Raw genomic sequence first — 16,385 nt, 5'->3', positions numbered from 1 at the left:
TTGAATCGAGTGGAGATTGAATCGTGCGAATTGAATCACCTCAATGGGCGGCGAAACAGCTCGCGACTGCGCAGCGGTTTCGGCCCAAGATGAGGCGCCAGCGCCGCCCGCATCAAGGCGCGGGCAGCCAGGGTATCACTGCGCTGTAACGCCGTGCCGGATGCCAGTCGCTCCAGCGTGACGCCGCTGATCAGCACCCCGGGCATCGCGGCCGCCCCTGCCGCCCCTGCCGCGCACAACCTGTTGCGAGTTGGATCGCTAGCTGAGTCGCCAGTGGACATTGCTCGAGTATCGGCCGGCTCGGGGAAAGTCCGCCCTGCGGTCGACAGCGGAGACGGGGAATCTTCAGCAACGGCAGCGCCCGATAAGCTTAGCCGGCTCCCCCCGACATCCGGTACCGGCTGCAGACCCGAGTCTGGTGAGTACCCATAGTATCGAGCCGGATCAATCGGCTCGCCCTGACGGTCGTGCTGAAGATCAAGTGCGTAGCCCAGCTCTTCAAGCAGTCGCAGCTCGAAGCGACGCAAGACGGTATCCAAAGGCTCGGTTACAAGATCGGCCAAGGCCTGCTGATAGAAGACGAATAAGGCTTCGTGAGGGTCCTCGCGATTGAGCAACCGCATCAGGAGTTCATTCAGATAAAAACCGCAGTAGAGTCGCTCGGCAGTGAGCGCGATGCTGGGCGCGGCGGCCTCGGCTCGCGTCAGGGTCTTGACCTCGCCCCGGCCAGCCCAGCCCAGCCAAAGCGGCTGAAAAGGCTGGAGTATCGCGGCCAGCGCGGAGCGTCCTCGTGGGGCTGACTTTGCCCCCTTAGCCACACAGGCCAGCCTACCCTCCTCGGCGACAAAGACCTCGAGCAGCAGACTGGTATTACGATAGTCGCGACGATGCAGCACAAAGCCGCGCTTGAGGGTCTGCAGGCTCATCGAGACGCCTAGGCCAGCCTTGAGTCGTTACGCGAGTTGGTTCAGCCTATAAACCGCAGATGACGCAGATTCTCACAGATTAAAATAATATAAAACAATGGCTTAGAGGTTTTAACAAGACCACCTAACAGGTCAAGCAATGAACAACTGCAATGTATTGAAATCTCCGCGTTAATCTGCGTAATCTGCGGTTGAAATGCTCTTTTTAGGTTCTGCCAAGGACGGCTTAGCATCAAGCCCAGCATCAGCTGATTAGTATTCAGCGTAGCCAAGACTTGCCAGGGCGGCCTCGTCACTGCTCCAGCTGTCCTTGACCTTGACCCAGACCTCGAGATGCACGCGCCGACCAAAGAGTTTCTGCATCTCCAGCCGCGCCTGCGACGCCGCGGCCTTGAGCGCCTCGCCCCGGCGGCCAATGATGATGGCCTTCTGGCTCTCACGCTCGACCCAGATCAGGGCATGAATGCGCGCGCGCGGCTCTTCAGCCTGTTGCTTGCCGCTCGGCTGCTCCAAGGTGAAGGATTCGATCTCGACCGTGGTCCGATAGGGGAGCTCCTGACCGTAGCGCTGCATCAACTGCTCACGTAAAAGCTCGGCGGCCAGGAAGCGCTCGGAGCGATCGGTCAGTTGGTCGTCCGGAAACAGATGCTCACCTTCGGGAAGGGCCACCAAGACCTCGGCCTCAAGGCGCTTGACCTGATCCCCCTTCAGTGCCGAGACCGGCACGATGGAAACGAACGGATGCCGTTCCGACAGCGACTGCAGATAGGGCAACAAGCGCGCCTTGTCGGCGACGCGATCGGTCTTATTGACGGCAACGATGGCGGGCGTGCCTGCTTTAGCAATCTCCGCCAGCGCCGAGGCATCCTCGTCACTGAACTGCAGCGCCTCAACCACCAGTAGCACCAGATCAACGTCAGTCAGGATCGACCGTGCCGCCCGGTTCAGATAGCGATTTAAGGCATTGCCACCACGCTGATGCAGCCCCGGAGTATCGACATAGAGGATTTGACCACCGGCCAGCGTCGAGACGCCGAGGATGTTATGCCTGGTGGTCTGCGGCTTGTGCGAGGTAATCGCGAGCTTCTGCCCGAGCAGGCGATTCAGCAGGGTCGACTTGCCGACGTTCGGTCGCCCAACGATGGCGACATAGCCACAGCGACTTGAAGCCGCGCCCTCCGCCTTCTCTGCGCCGTTACAAGAGGCGCCAGAGCCTACCGGGTGTTTATCGGTGGACTGGCTCATACGCTCAATCCTCATCGCTCAGCTGGGCGAGCATGGTCTCTGCAGACTGTTGCTCGGCACGGCGCCGGCTCGAGCCGTCACCGAGACATTCGCGGCCGTCGTCAGGAAGCCGGCAGCGCACCTGGAAGCGTTGCGCATGCTGCTCACCGGTCACTGCAGTGACCTCGTACTCAGGCAAGCCACGACGGCGCGCCTGAAGCCATTCCTGTAGCCGCGTCTTAGGGTCCTTGCGCGCCTCCTGATTCGCGACATCGGCCAGCGCATCGGCAAAGACCCGCAGGATCATCTGCTTCGCACCTGTGAAGCCTTGATCCAGATAAATGGCGCCGATCAGGGCCTCGAGCGCATCGGAGAGTACCGAGTCGCGCGCATGACCACCGGAGCGCAGAGCGCCCGAATCCAGCCGCAGATAGTCGCCGAGGCTCAACGACCGCGCAATCTTCGCCAAGGCCTCACGATTGACCAGGGTTGCCCGCCGCCGGGTCAGGTCGCCTTCGCTGGCATCCGGGAAGCGCTGCAACAGCACTTCGGCGATGACGAATCCGAGCAGCGCATCGCCCAAGAACTCCAGTCGTTCATTATTGACCGGCCCTGCGCTACGATGGGTCAGCGCTTGCTCAATCAGAGCCACTGACCCGGGCGGATGACCGATCAGCGAGGTCGCCAGACGCAAGGGATCAGTCGTCATGGTCGCGGCTGCCTGACCGCATGTTGAAAGTGCATCAGCACATCAACATTGTAGCCGATGTGCTCCTGCACCTGGTAGTCGACCGACAGCAGGGTTTCTTCACCCTCTCGTGTCACATGGAAATCCTTCGCCTCCACCGAGCGCAGATTGTCGATCCCAAGCTGACGCGTCACGGCGGCCAGTACGGCTCGCGGCCCGGCATTCGCCAGCTCAGGACGCTCGACAACTCGCTCCATCACCTTGCCACCTTGCCGAGCCCAAACCCACGCTGAACGCCCGGCCGCAGGGTCTGAGCACCGATAGGGCGCGGGTTCAGCAACCGCCCTAAGGATTGAAAGGCCCTCGGCTGTTTCTGTAGCTGAGGTGTCACGGCTGCGGTGTCATGGTTGCGACATCATGGTTGCGATGGCCTGCTTAATGGATCAGGTCACCAATGCGACCCAATGCGATCGGGAAGCCATCCCGATGGCTATCCCAGCTCATCCAGATCGCAAACGCCTTGCCGACTAGATTCTGCTCGGGCACAAAGCCCCAGCAGCGCCCGTCGTTACTGTTATCGCGATTATCGCCCATGACAAAAAACTGTCCCTCAGGCACCTCCACTGGACCACGCCCAAGCACCGTGCAGGAATGGGGGAAATCACCCGTGCGGGGGTTGATCAGGATCTGGTGCTCGCGTTTCTCGTCGACCTCCTCAACGGCCTCAAGCAGCCCCGTTGGCTGGCCATTGTCATCGAGGTAATCGCCGAGCGGAATCTGCGCAAGTGGCTCGCCATTGACGTAGATCGTCTTGTCCCGGTAGTAAACCTGATCACCCGGCACCGCAATGACACGCTTGATGTAGTCGACCGACTCATCGCGAGGAAAGCGGAACACGATCACATCACCGCGCTCGGGCTCACCGAGATCGAGAAACTTGCTGTTCAGCACCGGCCAGCGCAGCCCGTAAGAGAACTTGTTCACCAGGATGAAATCGCCCACCAAGAGGGTCGGCATCATGGAGCCTGATGGGATACGAAAGGGCTCGACCACGAACGAACGCAGCAACAGCACAATCAGGATGACAGGAAAGAATGAGCGCGCATATTCGACGAGTACCGGCTCCTTGTAACTGCCGGTTGGCGCTTGAGCAGCCTTATCGCCAGAGCCACTCGCGGCTGCGGCTGCCTGTCGGCGACGCTTGGGCGCCCACAGCAGGGCATCCAGTAGCCAGATACCGCCGGTCAAGAAGGTCGCAGCGACGAGGAAGGTTGGAAAATCAAAGCTCATGGCGCGGGGGCGTCTCCTGATCCTATGACGGTAATCCGAACGCCGCAGACTCGTCGGCGATCAGTAACGAAACGTAAAATCAGTCAATTATCCTTGCTGGACTGAAGCACCGCAAGGAAAGCCTCTTGCGGGATCTCGACGCGCCCAACCTGCTTCATGCGCTTCTTGCCTGCCTTCTGTTTCTCCAGCAGCTTGCGCTTGCGGGTCACATCGCCGCCATAGCACTTAGCGGTCACATTCTTCCGCAGCGCCTTGACCGTGGTGCGGGCGATGATCTTGGTGCCGATCGCGGCCTGGATGGCGACCTCGAACATCTGCCGCGGGATCAACTCCTTCATCCGCTCGGCGAGCTCGCGGCCGCGGTGCAGCGAATTGGAGCGGTGCACGATCAGCGACAGCGCATCGACCCGCTCGCCATTGATCATCAGATCCAGCTTGACCAGATCGGCCGCATCGAAGCGCTTGAGCTCGTACTCGAACGAGGCATAGCCGCGACTCACTGACTTCAGCCGATCGAAGAAATCCAGCACCACCTCGTTCAGCGGCAGCTCATAACTGGCCTGCACCTGGCCGCCGAGGAACTGGATGTTCTTCTGCACCCCGCGCTTCTCGACGCAGAGGTTGATCACGCCGCCGAGCAGATCCTGTGGCACCAGGATATGCGCCTCGATGATCGGCTCACGGATCTCCTGGATCTTATTGGTCTCTGGCAGGTTGGCGGGGTTGTCGACATTGATCACCTCGCCATCGTTCAACACCACCTCGTAGATGACGGTAGGGGCGGTGGTGATCAGCTCCAGATCATATTCGCGCTCGAGCCGCTCCTGGATGATCTCCATGTGCAGCATGCCGAGGAAGCCGCAGCGGAAGCCGAAGCCGAGCGCCTGCGAGGTCTCGGGCTCGTAGAACAGCGCCGACTCATTGAGCCGCAGCTTGGCCAGCGCATCGCGCAGGTCTTCGTAATCATCCGAGGAGATCGGATAGAGCCCGGCAAAAACGCGCGGACGGATCTCGCGGAAGCCGGCGAGCCGCTCTGTCGCTGGCCGGTCAGCGCCGGTGATGGTATCGCCCACCGGAGCGCCATCGACCTCCTTGATCCCAGCGGCGACGAAGCCGACCTCACCCGGGCCAAGCTGCTCGCGCGGGGTCTTCTTGGGCGTGAAGATGCCGACATTATCGGCCTGATGCACGCGCCCGACCGACATCACCTTGATCTTGTCACGCCGCTTGAGCGTACCCTCTTTGACCCGAATCAGCGACACCACGCCGACATAGGGATCGAACCAGGAATCGATGATCAGCGCCCGCAGTGGCGCATCGGCATCACCGACCGGCGGCGGGATCTTCGCCACCAACATCTCCAACAGCTCGGGGATGCCGAGCCCGGTCTTTGCGCTGACCCGCAGCGCGTCTTCGGCATCCAGGCCGATGATCTCCTCGATCTCGTTGATCACCCGCTCCGGCTCGGCCGAAGGCAGGTCGATCTTGTTCAGCACCGGCAGCACCTCGAGGCCGAGGTCGATCGCGGTGTAGCAGTTGGCCACGCTCTGCGCCTCCACGCCCTGCGCGGCATCGACCACCAGCAGTGCGCCCTCGCAAGCCGCCAGCGAGCGCGAGACCTCATAGGAGAAGTCGACATGGCCCGGCGTGTCGATGAAGTTCAGCTCGTAGATCTGCCCATCCTTGGCCGGGTAATCCAAGGTCACGCTCTGCGCCTTGATGGTGATGCCGCGCTCACGCTCCAGGTCCATCGAATCGAGCACCTGGTTGCTCATCTCGCGGTTGGTCAGGCTGCCGCAATGCTGGATGAAGCGATCGGCAATCGTCGACTTGCCATGGTCGATGTGGGCAATGATCGAGAAGTTACGAATGTGACTGAGATCGGCCATCGGGGGCGAAATCCTTGGGGTTATCCGGATGAGACGTTAAAGCGAAAGCGATTCATGCAAGCGATCAGAGAGACGCATCGGGCGCGCACTGCGGCCGCGGACTACTCCGGCGGCAGTCGCAGTGCGTAGAACATGCGCCCATCGCCTCGCTGCACCAGCACCGCGACCGACTCGCCGGCAGGGGCCGCCTCCACGAGCCGATCAAAATGCGCTAGGCCCTGGACTGGCTCGTTGCCAAAGTGCAGGATCACATCACCCGCTCGAAGACCCGCGCGCTCACCAGGCCCGGTCTCGACGCGGTCCACTAACACGCCCAAGCGCTCCAGGCCGAGCAACTCACGCTGGTCCTCTGGCACCTCCCTCATCACAAGTCCGAGGCGGTTTGACGCCGGCTCGACCGAATGGCGGGGATGGCGGGTCGCCATCTCATCCTCTGGCAGTTCAGCCAGGGTCACAGCCAGCTGGCGCCGCTCGCCATTGCGCAAAAGCTCGACTTGCACCGTGACATCAACCTTGGTGACACCCACCAGCGGCGGCAGACTACTTGAGGTGGGCACCTCGAACCCATCGAATGTCAAGATGATGTCGCCGGCGCGCAGCCCCGCCTTCTCCGCCGGGCTCTCCGGCAACACCTGCGAGACCAGCGCCCCAACCGGGTGCTGCAGCCCAAAGGGCTCAGCGAGATCGCGCGTCACATCCTGAATCAAGACACCGAGCCAGCCGCGACTCACCCTGCCCTTCTCCTTGAGCTGTTCAACAACATCGATCGCGACGTCGATCGGGATTGCAAAGGAGAGCCCCATGAAACCGCCGGTGCGGCTGTAGATCTGGGAGTTCACACCAACCACCCGGCCCTCCAGATCGAACAGCGGCCCGCCAGAATTACCTGGGTTGATCGCCACATCGGTCTGGATAAAAGGCACATAGTTCTCCGACGGCAACGAGCGGCCCTTGGCACTGATGATGCCGGCCGTTGCCGAGTGCTCAAAGCCGAACGGTGAGCCGATCGCCAAGACCCATTCGCCCACCTCGACCGTTTCGGAGCGCCCCAGTTCGACCGCTGGCAAGTCACTGGCATCGATCTTCAGCAGCGCGATGTCACTGCGCTCATCAGTGCCGATTGCCTGCGCGACGAACTCACGCCGGTCGCTCATGCGCACGATGATCTCATCGGCGGCTTGAACCACATGGGCGTTGGTCAGGATGTAGCCATCAGGGCTGAGAATGAAGCCCGAGCCCAACGAGCGTCCCTGATCGCCATCGTCTGGCAACGGCCGATCTTCATCTAGAAAGCGGCGAAAGAAGTCGTAGAGCGGGCTATCTTCAGGCAGCCCCCCGTCGGACTCGAACTCCTGCGGCCCCAGTCCATAGCCTTGCTTACTGCTGATATTGACCACCGATGGGCCATAGCGCTTGACCAGCGAAATGAAGTTCGGCAGCGCGGAAGTCTGCACGGAAGGTTCCACAGCACGACTGGGCTCGGGCTCGGGCTCGGGCTCGGCCTGAGCAGATCCGAACAGGCAAACTGCCATGAGAACGAGCAGAAGCAGATACCGATGACGCATGAAGACCCCAGAAGAACGGTGGCAAACGCACCCGAAACCGGCAGAAGCCAGTAGCGACAACCGATAACGATAACAGAAGCGGGCCGCCTCGACTGCAGTCCGATGCGAGAGGTGCGTTTGATCCAGCCGCGGTAGGAGTACGTCAGGGCACGCGAGGGAGGCCGACGGAGAGGCTCTGGGTGACTCGACGCAACAAGACGGCGCGCCAGCGCGGGTCAGTCGCCAGCCGCCGGCTGTAGAGGCGCGTCACCACGAGTCCAGCAACAAATCCAAGGACGCCGGTCAGCAATGGCCACCCCTGGTCCAGAACACCGGCAACGTCGCTCAGCATCAGATCACCCAGGAGGGCGCCGGCCAAGAGGCCGACGAGCGGGACCATGTAGGCCGCGACTGCAGCCTTCAACAAGGCGCCCTCGGGAATGCCGACGATCACCTCATCGCCCGCGCGCACCTTGAGCTTGTCAACCAGCAACAGCCGCTGCGGGCGACGGCCAAGCACCCGATCCAGCAGCGAGACGCCGCAACCGGAGCGTGCACTGCAAGCACCACAAGTGGAACGACGGACGATCTCCACTTCGGCAATGCCGGCCTCGCTGGAGACGACGATGGCTTGTTCTTCGATCATGGCTGTCCCTCAACGGCGGCAGCGATCGCCTTCACCGTCGGCAATGGTGCCTCGCCAACCGCGGTGATCTGAAAGCCGTTGAGCGAGCGCCCGGCCGCATTGATGGCCCCTACTCGCTTGTGGCCGGCAAGTCCATGGCCTTGATCCGGCTCGATGTAGACCGAGACCGTGGAAAGGCCATCACTCACCATGAACCAACGGCGCTGAATCGCGGCACTCGCCGCAGCAGACGCATCGCCGGCAACCACCTCGAAGCCCAAGGGCAGTTCAGAAAACCACCAGGGCGCGGCATCAACCGGAGCCGAGGACAGCGACGAAGCCGGCGGTTTCGAGGCTAGCGTTGGCGTGGTGTCGGCAGCCTCGGTCGAATCGCCATTCAGGAATTCGATCTCGGTGAACATCACCTGTTCGATCGGCGTCGCTGAACTATCCATCAGGTCGGTCTTCAGCGGAAGGCCGGTTTGCTCGTCAACATAGAATCGATAGCCATAGCGCAGATTATCCCGCGGGATGATGCCAATGACATGGGTATCGCGCCCCGCAACCCGCGACCGGCCGAGACCATGGATCAGGTAATACGGACGCAAGCGTTCTGCATCAAGTGAACCGCTGTGCAAGGTTGCCGCACTGCCCAGATGCCGCGGCACCGAAATCGCGCGCGCATCCGGCAGCACGCAGGTCACGGTCTGCCGACTGCGGGCGACGGCCCGCACCGGGCCGCTGAGTGCGAGCAGGCTCTCATGCGCCTGACCACCGCTGATACGGTGCGCGATCCGCAGGGTCGAGAGCTCATGCCCGTTGAGGTAGACCAGCGTACCCTCGTATTCCAGCTCAGAGAGCGCCCTGGACATCTGGCCGAGCAGATCAACCGGAGAACGCTCGCCATCGCTCAAAGCGCTACTCCATGGCAAGAGCAGACCGAGCAGCAGAGGACCGCCAACCAGGCCGGCAGACCTCATGCGACGACGGAGCAAGCGGCGCAGCATCGCGTCAACGAACGCCACTGGGGCCCACCACAGCCGCATAGGGGATGAAACCGGTCAGCCCTGAGGCTGAGGCGCGCTCGCGATGATCGACCAGTAGCTCGTCCAGAGCCGTTGAGCTCGCGGGCTCATCCATGACCGCCCAGCGCTCGACCAGATGTGTGGCCGGCACCAGATGCTCGAGGCCTTCAGCTGGCGCAGACTGGGCCATCGGTGCCCCCGCCTGAGCTGGCCCCCTGTCACGCCCAGTCATCAGCCCAGGGCCCACCAGGATGGCCAGCGCGCCCAGACTCGCCGCAATCGCAATCCCTGCCGCTGAACGGTTGATCGGAGCCCGGCTGATCGACGTCAACTGCTGTGCGGGTCGTCGCCTGGTCGGACGCATCACCACCGGCTCAGTGGCCAGCGCATCCGAGACCCGAGCACTCACTAGGCGCGCCGAGGGCAACGAAGGCTCACCTCGCAACACCTGCCCGATGAGGAGTGCGCGTTCATAACGGGCACGCAGTTCAGCATCTCGCTCGGCAGCATCAATCGCAACCTCGAATCCGCCGGGACCGGGCTCGCCATCGATCAATGCTGCCAGGTGCCCTTGGTCCGCAGTGGGTGTGGTCATGCTGTCGCCTTCGCTCGTCAGTCGTTCATGGGGTGGTTTCGGCCCGCAGGCTAGGATGGCTCAGATCATCCCTCGAGCAGCGGCCGAAGACGTTTATCAATCGCCTCGCGGGCGCGAAAGATCCGTGAGCGTACGGTTCCAATAGGACATTCCATCGTGGTCGCAATCTCCTCATAGCTCATACCATCGATCTCGCGAAACATGATCGCCGCTCGCAGATCGTCTGGCAGTGCATCCAAGGCTTCCTGCACGGTTTGGGCAATCTCATCGGTCAGCGCTTCGCGCTCCGGTGTTGCGCTGTCACGCAATGCCGCGCCCATGTCCATCTGCTCAGCTAGCTCGGCGTCAACGTCATCCCCTGGCGGACGGCGACTCTGAGCGACCATGTAATTCTTCACCGTGTTGATCGCGATACGGTAAATCCAGGTATAGAACGCCGATTCGCCGCGGAACCCCGGCAGCGCTCGATAGGCCTTCAAAAAGGCCTCCTGGGTCACATCCAAGACCTCGGCACTGTCGCGTAAGTAGCGACCAATGAGCGCGGCAATCCGTTGTTGGTACTTGAGCACCAGCAGATCGAAAGCACGCCGATCACCGGCCTGCGCACGCTCGACGAGCGCTTGATCAACCTCACGCTCAGACACGCGGCCACTCCCGCGCCGGCCGATTTCCGCTTACCTGCCGCATTGACACCACCCCTCCAATGAAAGTTCTCTGTCGAGCAGTTGGCGCCTTGATTTGTCGCAATGCCATCCAACAGTTTAACCGCTGCCCGCTTAATATGCTGATCGAACGCACAGCGTCCAATCTTTGTCGACAACAAAGCATAGACAAGATCTGAATCAGAGGCGTCTCCGACTGCACCACCCCGCAGTCGCCAACCCCGTCCCTATGACAGACAGGCGACGCAACTGCCAGCCTGCGGCATACTCTGCTCCGAGGACTGATTGCAACAAAACCGTCATTATCCGTCTCTGCTCGCGCGAGGAATCCTGACATCATGCCCAAGCTCTACCGCCATGACGTGCTCATTATCGGCAGCGGTGCCGCTGGCCTCAGTCTCGCGCTGCGCTTGCCACAGAGACTCTCAGTGGCCGTGGTCTCGAAACGCGAGCTTCAGGAAGGCAATACCCTCTATGCCCAAGGCGGCATCTCGGCAGTCCTCAATGCCACCGACACCATCGATGCCCATGTACAGGATACCCTGAAGGCCGGTGATGGGCTCTGCGATGAGTCGATTGTGCGCCTCGTCGTCGAGCGCGGTCCCGGCAATATCCACTGGCTGCTCGACGCTGGCGTCGAGTTTACTCGCGATGACAGCGGCAGCGGTTCCAGCGGCTACCATCTCACCCGTGAAGGTGGTCATACCCATCGGCGCGTAATCCATGCCGCCGATGCCACCGGCCGCGCGGTCGAGACGACCCTCACGGATAGGGTGCGCCAGCGTAGCAACGTCGAGCTCTTCGAGCATCACGCCGCCGTCGACCTCATCACCAGTCGCAAGATCGGCGGCGCCGACAACCGCTGCCTCGGCGCCTATCTGCTTGATAATAAGACCAACGAGGTCAACACTTTCCTCGCCCGCTTCGTCGTCATTGCCAGTGGCGGCGCCAGCAAGGTCTATCTCTACACCAGCAACCCCGATGTCGCCACTGGCGATGGCATCGCGATGGGCTGGCGCGCCGGCTGTCGGGTTGCGAACATGGAGTTCATGCAATTCCATCCGACTTGCCTCTACCATTCCAAGGCCAAATCCTTCCTGGTCACCGAGGCATTGCGCGGCGAAGGCGCGGAGCTGAAGCTGCCTGACGGCGACCGCTTCATGCCGCGCTTCGATGACCGCGCCGAGCTGGCACCGCGCGATGTGGTGGCGCGCGCCATCGACCACGAAATCAAGCGCACCGGCAGCAAGTTCGTCCATCTCGATATCTCGCACCGCCCGGCCGACTTCATCACCGAGCACTTCCCGACCATTCATGCGCGCTGCCTCGAGCTCGGCATCGACATCACCCGCGAGCCGATCCCGGTGGTCCCCGCTGCCCACTATACCTGCGGCGGGCTGCTGGTCGATGCCCGCGCCCGCAGCGACCTGCCAGGGCTCTATGCGATCGGCGAGACGGCTTATACCGGGCTGCATGGCGCTAACCGGATGGCCAGCAATTCGCTGCTCGAATGCCTCGTCTTCGCCGAGCTCGCCGCCAAAGACATCGCTGAGCTGGAAAGCGACTGGCCCACGCCACCCGAGGTGCCGGCCTGGGATGCGAGCCGCGTCACCCAGGCCGATGAAGAGGTGGTGATCTCGCACAACTGGGAGGAGCTGCGCCGGTTCATGTGGGACTATGTCGGCATCGTCCGCACCAACAAGCGCCTGCTTCGCGCCAAGCGCCGGGTCGACCTGTTGCGCCAGGAGATCATTGAGCACTACAGCCATTTCCGGGTCAAGACCGACCTGCTCGAGCTGCGCAATCTAGTCGACGTCGCTGATCTCATCATCCAATCGGCGCAACGCCGACGCGAAAGTCGTGGTCTGCACTACACTCTCGACTTCCCGCAAAAAGACCCTAGCCAGCTACGCCCGACGGTGCTGATCCCAAACCGCTATCGCCCCCGCAGCGGAGGCTGGGGTGAGCAGCCGCCTACCCATGGCTGTTCCTGATTCTGCATCTTCACTTCTTTAAACCGAAAAAGAGCATTGTTTTATATTATTTTAATCTGTGCACATCTGCGTCATCTGCAGTTTATAGGTGAAACTGTAGAAGCGTCTTGCGCGCGCTGCGCTTATCTGCGTCATCTGCAGTTGCAAGGCTCTTTTTGGGTTGCCCCGATCAAACGCGAAGACTCATCAGGGCACGGTCGCAGCGATCACCGCCTGCCCGAGTGCGAGACCGCCATCGTTGGCTGGAACGCGCGTGTGTGTCAGCACCTGTAGCCCGGAATCGCTCAGGGTTTTCAGTGTCGTCTCGAACAGGGTGCGATTCTGGAACACCCCGCCCGAGAGCGCGACGGTCTCGACACCATAGCGATGCGCTGCTTGGGCAGCTAGCTCGGCAACGGCTGAAGCCAAGCCGCCATGGAAGCGCGCCGCGATCGCCGACTCCGGCACGTCGGCCGCCAGGTCATCGAGCAGTGCCGACCACATCGGCGCCGGATCGAGCTGCCAGGGTTGGGACTCACTGTCGATGGCAAACGGGTAACCGCTCGGGCATGCACTGTCGCCATCCACCCCACCCAGCGCGCCCCGCGCCAGGGTCTCGAGCTCGATCGCCGCCTGCGCCTCGTAGGCGATGCCCTCGGCACAGATCCCAAGCGCCGCCGCAACCGCATCGAACAGGCGTCCAACCGAGGTGGTGCGCGGCGCATTCAGCTGTTTTTTGATCATCTCAGCCAGCATCGCGATCGGTCGCTCTTGAAGCGCTCGCACGGGCTCCACGCCGTTCCAACGCTCTAGGCAGTTCGCCCAGCCCAGGCTGCTCTCAAGCTGCGCATAGAGGCAGCGCCAGGGCTCGCGAATCGCGCGCTCCCCGCCCGGTAGGCTAAAGGGTCGCAGATGGCCAATGCGCTGCCACTGACGATAGTCGCCAAGCAGGAACTCCCCGCCCCACATCGTCTTGTCCGCTCCATAACCCAGGCCATCGAAGAGCACCCCGAGAACTGGACCGGCATCGAGTGGCCAGTCGGCATCCGCGAGCACCGAGCCCAAATGCGCCGCATGATGCTGCACCTCGACCAAGCGGGCGCCAGTTTCGACCGCCAGCCGCCGCCCAAATGCGGACGAGCGGTAGTCCGGATGCGCATCAATGGCGATGATCTCCGGCTGATGCTCGAACAGCGCCTGATACAGGCCGACCGTGCGTTCGAACTCACGCGCGGTGCGCGCCTCTTCGAGATCACCGAGGTGCTGCGATAAGGTCGCCTGCCCGTCGCTCAGCAGGCAGAGGCTATTCTTCAATTCGCCCCCAAGCGCCAGCACCCGAGGCGCGGTCTCGAAACCGGCGGGCAGCTTGAGCGGCGTCGGCGCCGCCCCACGCGCCCGGCGCAGCCAGCACGTGCGGCCCTGAATCAGGCGCGCGACCGAATCATCGACCCGATTGACGATCTCTCGATCGTTGAGCAGCCAGGCATTGGCGATTCCAGCCAGGCGCTCTAGCGCTTCCGCATTCTCGATGCATTGCGGCTCATCGCTCCGGTTGCCGCTGGTCATCACCAAGGGCCGGTCCCAGGCCTGCAGCAGCAGCTGGTGCAAGGGGCTATAGGGCAGCATCAGGCCCAGTGCTGATTGACCAGGGGCTACCTCTGCCGCGATCGGAGTCGTTCCGCGTCCAGCCATATCAGCGCCTGGGAGTTGGCTAGTGAGTTGGCCAGCCCTGGGGCTCTCGCCGACGCCGGGGCCTGAGTCTCGACCTGGGTCAGCCGAGCTGCCAGCGACCGCCGATGAGCCCAAGCGCGCTACCGATGAGGTGCTGGTGCTGGTGCTGGGTGGCGCAACCGCAGCTCCTACCTCAAGCTGATCCAGCAACAGGATTGGCGCCGCTGCCGAGCTCAGCAGCTCTGCCTCAGCCGGGCTGACCGTGCAATAGCGACGGATCACATCCAGATCCCTGGCCATTAGCGCAAAGGGCTTGGCCGCCCGATGCTTGCGTGCTCGCAGCGCGGCAACCGCCGCCGGTTGGGTCGCATCGCAGGCCAGATGAAAGCCGCCAAGGCCCTTGATCGCCAGGATCGCACCCCGCGCCAGCAGGTGGCTGGCGGCATCGATCGCATCCCGCGCCGCGGGATCAACCCATCGGCCTTGCGTTGGCGGAGCCGCTGGCGACGCCTCTACATCCGGCGCCGACTCAAGCGATGAACCAGCCTCCAAATCAGCGCCCAAAGAAGCCCCCTGAGCCGCGCGCTGATCGGCATCATCAGCAGCCAGAGTCAGATCACGCCCTTCTGCATCCGTTAGCCAGACCTTGGGACCACAGACAGGACAAGCATTGGGCTGCGCGTGGAAGCGGCGATCGGCCGGGTCTTGATACTCAGCCGCGCAGACCGGGCACATCTCGAACTCGGCCATGCTGGTGTTGGCACGATCATAAGGGATCGAGCGAATGATGCTCAGTCGCGGTCCACAATGGGTGCAGTTGGTGAAGGGGTAGCGATAGCGACGATCACTTGGATCAGCGATCTCCGTCGCGCAGGCCGGACAGGTTGCAGCATCCGCAACCACGCCAGTGTGCACCCGCCCCGCCCCGCTCTCGAGGATCCTGAAGTCTGCAGGCGCCGGTCCCTCACAGAGCCGCCGCTCGATGCCATCGATACGCCCCAGCGGCGGGCACTCGACCATCAGGCGCCGACAGAAGTCATCGATCTCGGCACTGCTGCCCCAGAGCCGAATCAGCACGCCCTCACCGTCGTTACAGACATCCCCCAGGAGATCAGCATCGCGCGCCAAACGCCAGACCGTTGGCCGAAAGCCAACCCCTTGCACCAGGCCACGGACGCGGATCAATTCACCCTCAGCCGCGGTATGCAGGCGCAGTCGCTGTCTAGAGGATTGGGCATTTGACATCAACTTGTTCCTCTGCGCACCCGCTCGATGCACGCGCGTGGCGCGAAGGAGAATCGCCGCCTTGCGCCCTTGTCAGGACGACATGAGGCAATAGCGCTGGCCACAACAGGAGCGAGCATGGCGGCAACCACAAAAAAACGCGGTAACAGCAAGCGCCATTACCGCGTTCTTAGGAAAGCGTCCATCAACAAGAGCCTGATGTGAGAGCCACTGCCTGACAATCATCGGGAAACAGGTCATGGACAGCGAGTGATGGTCCGGGCGGCAGGATTCGAACCTGCGACCCCCACAACCCCATTGTGGTGCGCTACCAGACTGCGCTACGCCCGGAAAGTCGACCAGCATAACCCCCTGCACGCGAAGGGTCAACGGGTGCGTCGGCGAAGATCTTGCAGGATCTCCTCAAGCTCCAGACGCACCTGCTTGATGATCTGATGGCTCTGGGTGCTATCTTTCTTGGCCGTTTCGCCGCTCAACTGCTGGCGAGCCCCACCGATGGTGAAGCCCTGCTCGTAGAGCAGCCCACGGATGCGGCGCACCATGACGACGTCATGGTGCTGATAGTAACGACGGTTGCCGCGACGTTTCACCGGCTTGAGCTGCGGAAACTCTTGCTCCCAATAACGCAGCACATGCGGCTTCACATCGCAGAGCTCGCTGACCTCACCGATGGTGAAGTAGCGCTTCGACGGGATCGGCGGCAGTTCTTTAAGACTAACGCTCGTTTCCGACATAGGCTTCGACCCGCGATTTCAATTTTTGTCCGGGCCGGAAAGTGACAACACGCCGTGCAGTGATCGGGATCTCTTCGCCTGTCTTCGGATTCCGCCCCGGACGCTGCTTTTTCTCGCGGAGATCAAAATTGCCGAAGCCGGAGAGCTTGACCTGCTCGCCCTTCTCCAACGCCACGCGGATCTCTTCGAAAAACATCTCCACCACGTCCTTGGCCTCGCGCTTATTCAGCCCGAGCACTTCGAACAGATGCTCTGCCATATCCGCCTTGGTGAGTGCCATATACCTACTCTGCT

General features: G+C 62.1%; 15 protein-coding genes and 1 tRNA gene. 1 reads left to right on the top strand and 15 read right to left on the bottom strand.

Annotated elements, in window-relative coordinates; all coding sequences use genetic code 11:
* Positions 1-35: 35 nt before the first annotated feature.
* The 11 genes from recO to rpoE form a co-directional block, all read right to left on the bottom strand.
* Complete coding sequence (gene recO, locus VBE63_RS08920) at positions 36-926, bottom strand: DNA repair protein RecO (protein ID WP_323682662.1); 891 nt, start codon at positions 924-926, stop codon at positions 36-38.
* A 252-nt stretch (positions 927-1,178) separates the two neighbouring features.
* Positions 1,179-2,171, bottom strand: coding sequence for a GTPase Era (era, locus tag VBE63_RS08915; protein ID WP_323682661.1), 993 nt, complete (start codon positions 2,169-2,171; stop codon positions 1,179-1,181).
* Positions 2,172-2,175: 4 nt separating this feature from the next.
* A complete protein-coding gene (gene rnc / locus VBE63_RS08910) occupies positions 2,176-2,859 on the bottom strand; it encodes a ribonuclease III (protein ID WP_323682660.1) in 684 nt (227 codons plus the stop codon).
* Positions 2,856-3,095, bottom strand: a complete 240-nt coding sequence (locus VBE63_RS08905; protein ID WP_323682659.1) for a DUF4845 domain-containing protein — start codon at positions 3,093-3,095, stop codon at positions 2,856-2,858. The genes rnc and VBE63_RS08905 overlap by 4 nt, the downstream gene beginning before the upstream one ends.
* Before the next feature lie 178 nt (positions 3,096-3,273).
* Positions 3,274-4,128, bottom strand: coding sequence for a signal peptidase I (gene lepB, locus VBE63_RS08900; protein ID WP_323682658.1), 855 nt, complete (start codon positions 4,126-4,128; stop codon positions 3,274-3,276).
* An 83-nt stretch (positions 4,129-4,211) separates the two neighbouring features.
* Positions 4,212-6,017 (bottom strand): translation elongation factor 4, encoded by a 1,806-nt coding sequence (gene lepA, locus VBE63_RS08895; RefSeq protein WP_323682657.1) that lies wholly within the window; start codon positions 6,015-6,017, stop codon positions 4,212-4,214.
* 101 nt (positions 6,018-6,118) lie between these two features.
* Positions 6,119-7,471, bottom strand: coding sequence for a DegQ family serine endoprotease (locus VBE63_RS08890; protein WP_323682656.1), 1,353 nt, complete (start codon positions 7,469-7,471; stop codon positions 6,119-6,121).
* 253 nt (positions 7,472-7,724) lie between these two features.
* On the bottom strand, positions 7,725-8,207 hold the full coding sequence (locus VBE63_RS08885) for a SoxR reducing system RseC family protein (RefSeq protein WP_323682655.1): 483 nt from the start codon (positions 8,205-8,207) through the stop codon (positions 7,725-7,727).
* Complete coding sequence (locus VBE63_RS08880; RefSeq protein ID WP_323682654.1) at positions 8,204-9,211, bottom strand: MucB/RseB C-terminal domain-containing protein; 1,008 nt, start codon at positions 9,209-9,211, stop codon at positions 8,204-8,206. The genes VBE63_RS08885 and VBE63_RS08880 overlap by 4 nt, the downstream gene beginning before the upstream one ends.
* The gene (locus tag VBE63_RS08875; RefSeq protein ID WP_323682653.1) at positions 9,198-9,806 is read right to left on the bottom strand and encodes a sigma-E factor negative regulatory protein; all 609 of its coding nucleotides are present in this window, start codon (positions 9,804-9,806) and stop codon (positions 9,198-9,200) included. The genes VBE63_RS08880 and VBE63_RS08875 overlap by 14 nt, the downstream gene beginning before the upstream one ends.
* Before the next feature lie 65 nt (positions 9,807-9,871).
* On the bottom strand, positions 9,872-10,450 hold the full coding sequence (gene rpoE / locus VBE63_RS08870) for an RNA polymerase sigma factor RpoE (RefSeq protein WP_323682652.1): 579 nt from the start codon (positions 10,448-10,450) through the stop codon (positions 9,872-9,874).
* Between the two features lie 356 nt (positions 10,451-10,806).
* Here rpoE and nadB point away from each other — a divergent pair, with 356 nt between their 5' ends.
* Complete coding sequence (gene nadB, locus VBE63_RS08865) at positions 10,807-12,462, top strand: L-aspartate oxidase (protein ID WP_323682651.1); 1,656 nt, start codon at positions 10,807-10,809, stop codon at positions 12,460-12,462.
* Positions 12,463-12,648: 186 nt separating this feature from the next.
* Here the strand turns inward: nadB and VBE63_RS08860 are convergent, their stop codons facing one another.
* The 4 genes from VBE63_RS08860 to ihfA all read right to left on the bottom strand — a co-directional run bounded on the left by VBE63_RS08860 (position 12,649) and on the right by ihfA (position 16,371).
* The gene (locus VBE63_RS08860) at positions 12,649-15,357 is read right to left on the bottom strand and encodes a carbamoyltransferase HypF (RefSeq protein WP_323682650.1); all 2,709 of its coding nucleotides are present in this window, start codon (positions 15,355-15,357) and stop codon (positions 12,649-12,651) included.
* 253 nt (positions 15,358-15,610) lie between these two features.
* Positions 15,611-15,687, bottom strand: a tRNA-Pro gene (locus VBE63_RS08855).
* A gap of 35 nt (positions 15,688-15,722) precedes the next feature.
* On the bottom strand, positions 15,723-16,091 hold the full coding sequence (locus VBE63_RS08850) for a MerR family transcriptional regulator (protein ID WP_323682649.1): 369 nt from the start codon (positions 16,089-16,091) through the stop codon (positions 15,723-15,725).
* A complete protein-coding gene (ihfA, locus tag VBE63_RS08845; protein WP_323682648.1) occupies positions 16,072-16,371 on the bottom strand; it encodes an integration host factor subunit alpha in 300 nt (99 codons plus the stop codon). Before ihfA ends, VBE63_RS08850 begins: the two co-directional genes overlap by 20 nt.
* Positions 16,372-16,385 lie beyond the last annotated feature (14 nt).

This window comes from Lamprobacter sp. (assembly GCF_034860625.1).
GTDB lineage: Bacteria > Pseudomonadota > Gammaproteobacteria > Chromatiales > Chromatiaceae > Lamprobacter.
Note: the sequence above shows the minus strand (reverse complement) of the source record. Positions and strands in the feature narration are given on the sequence as shown.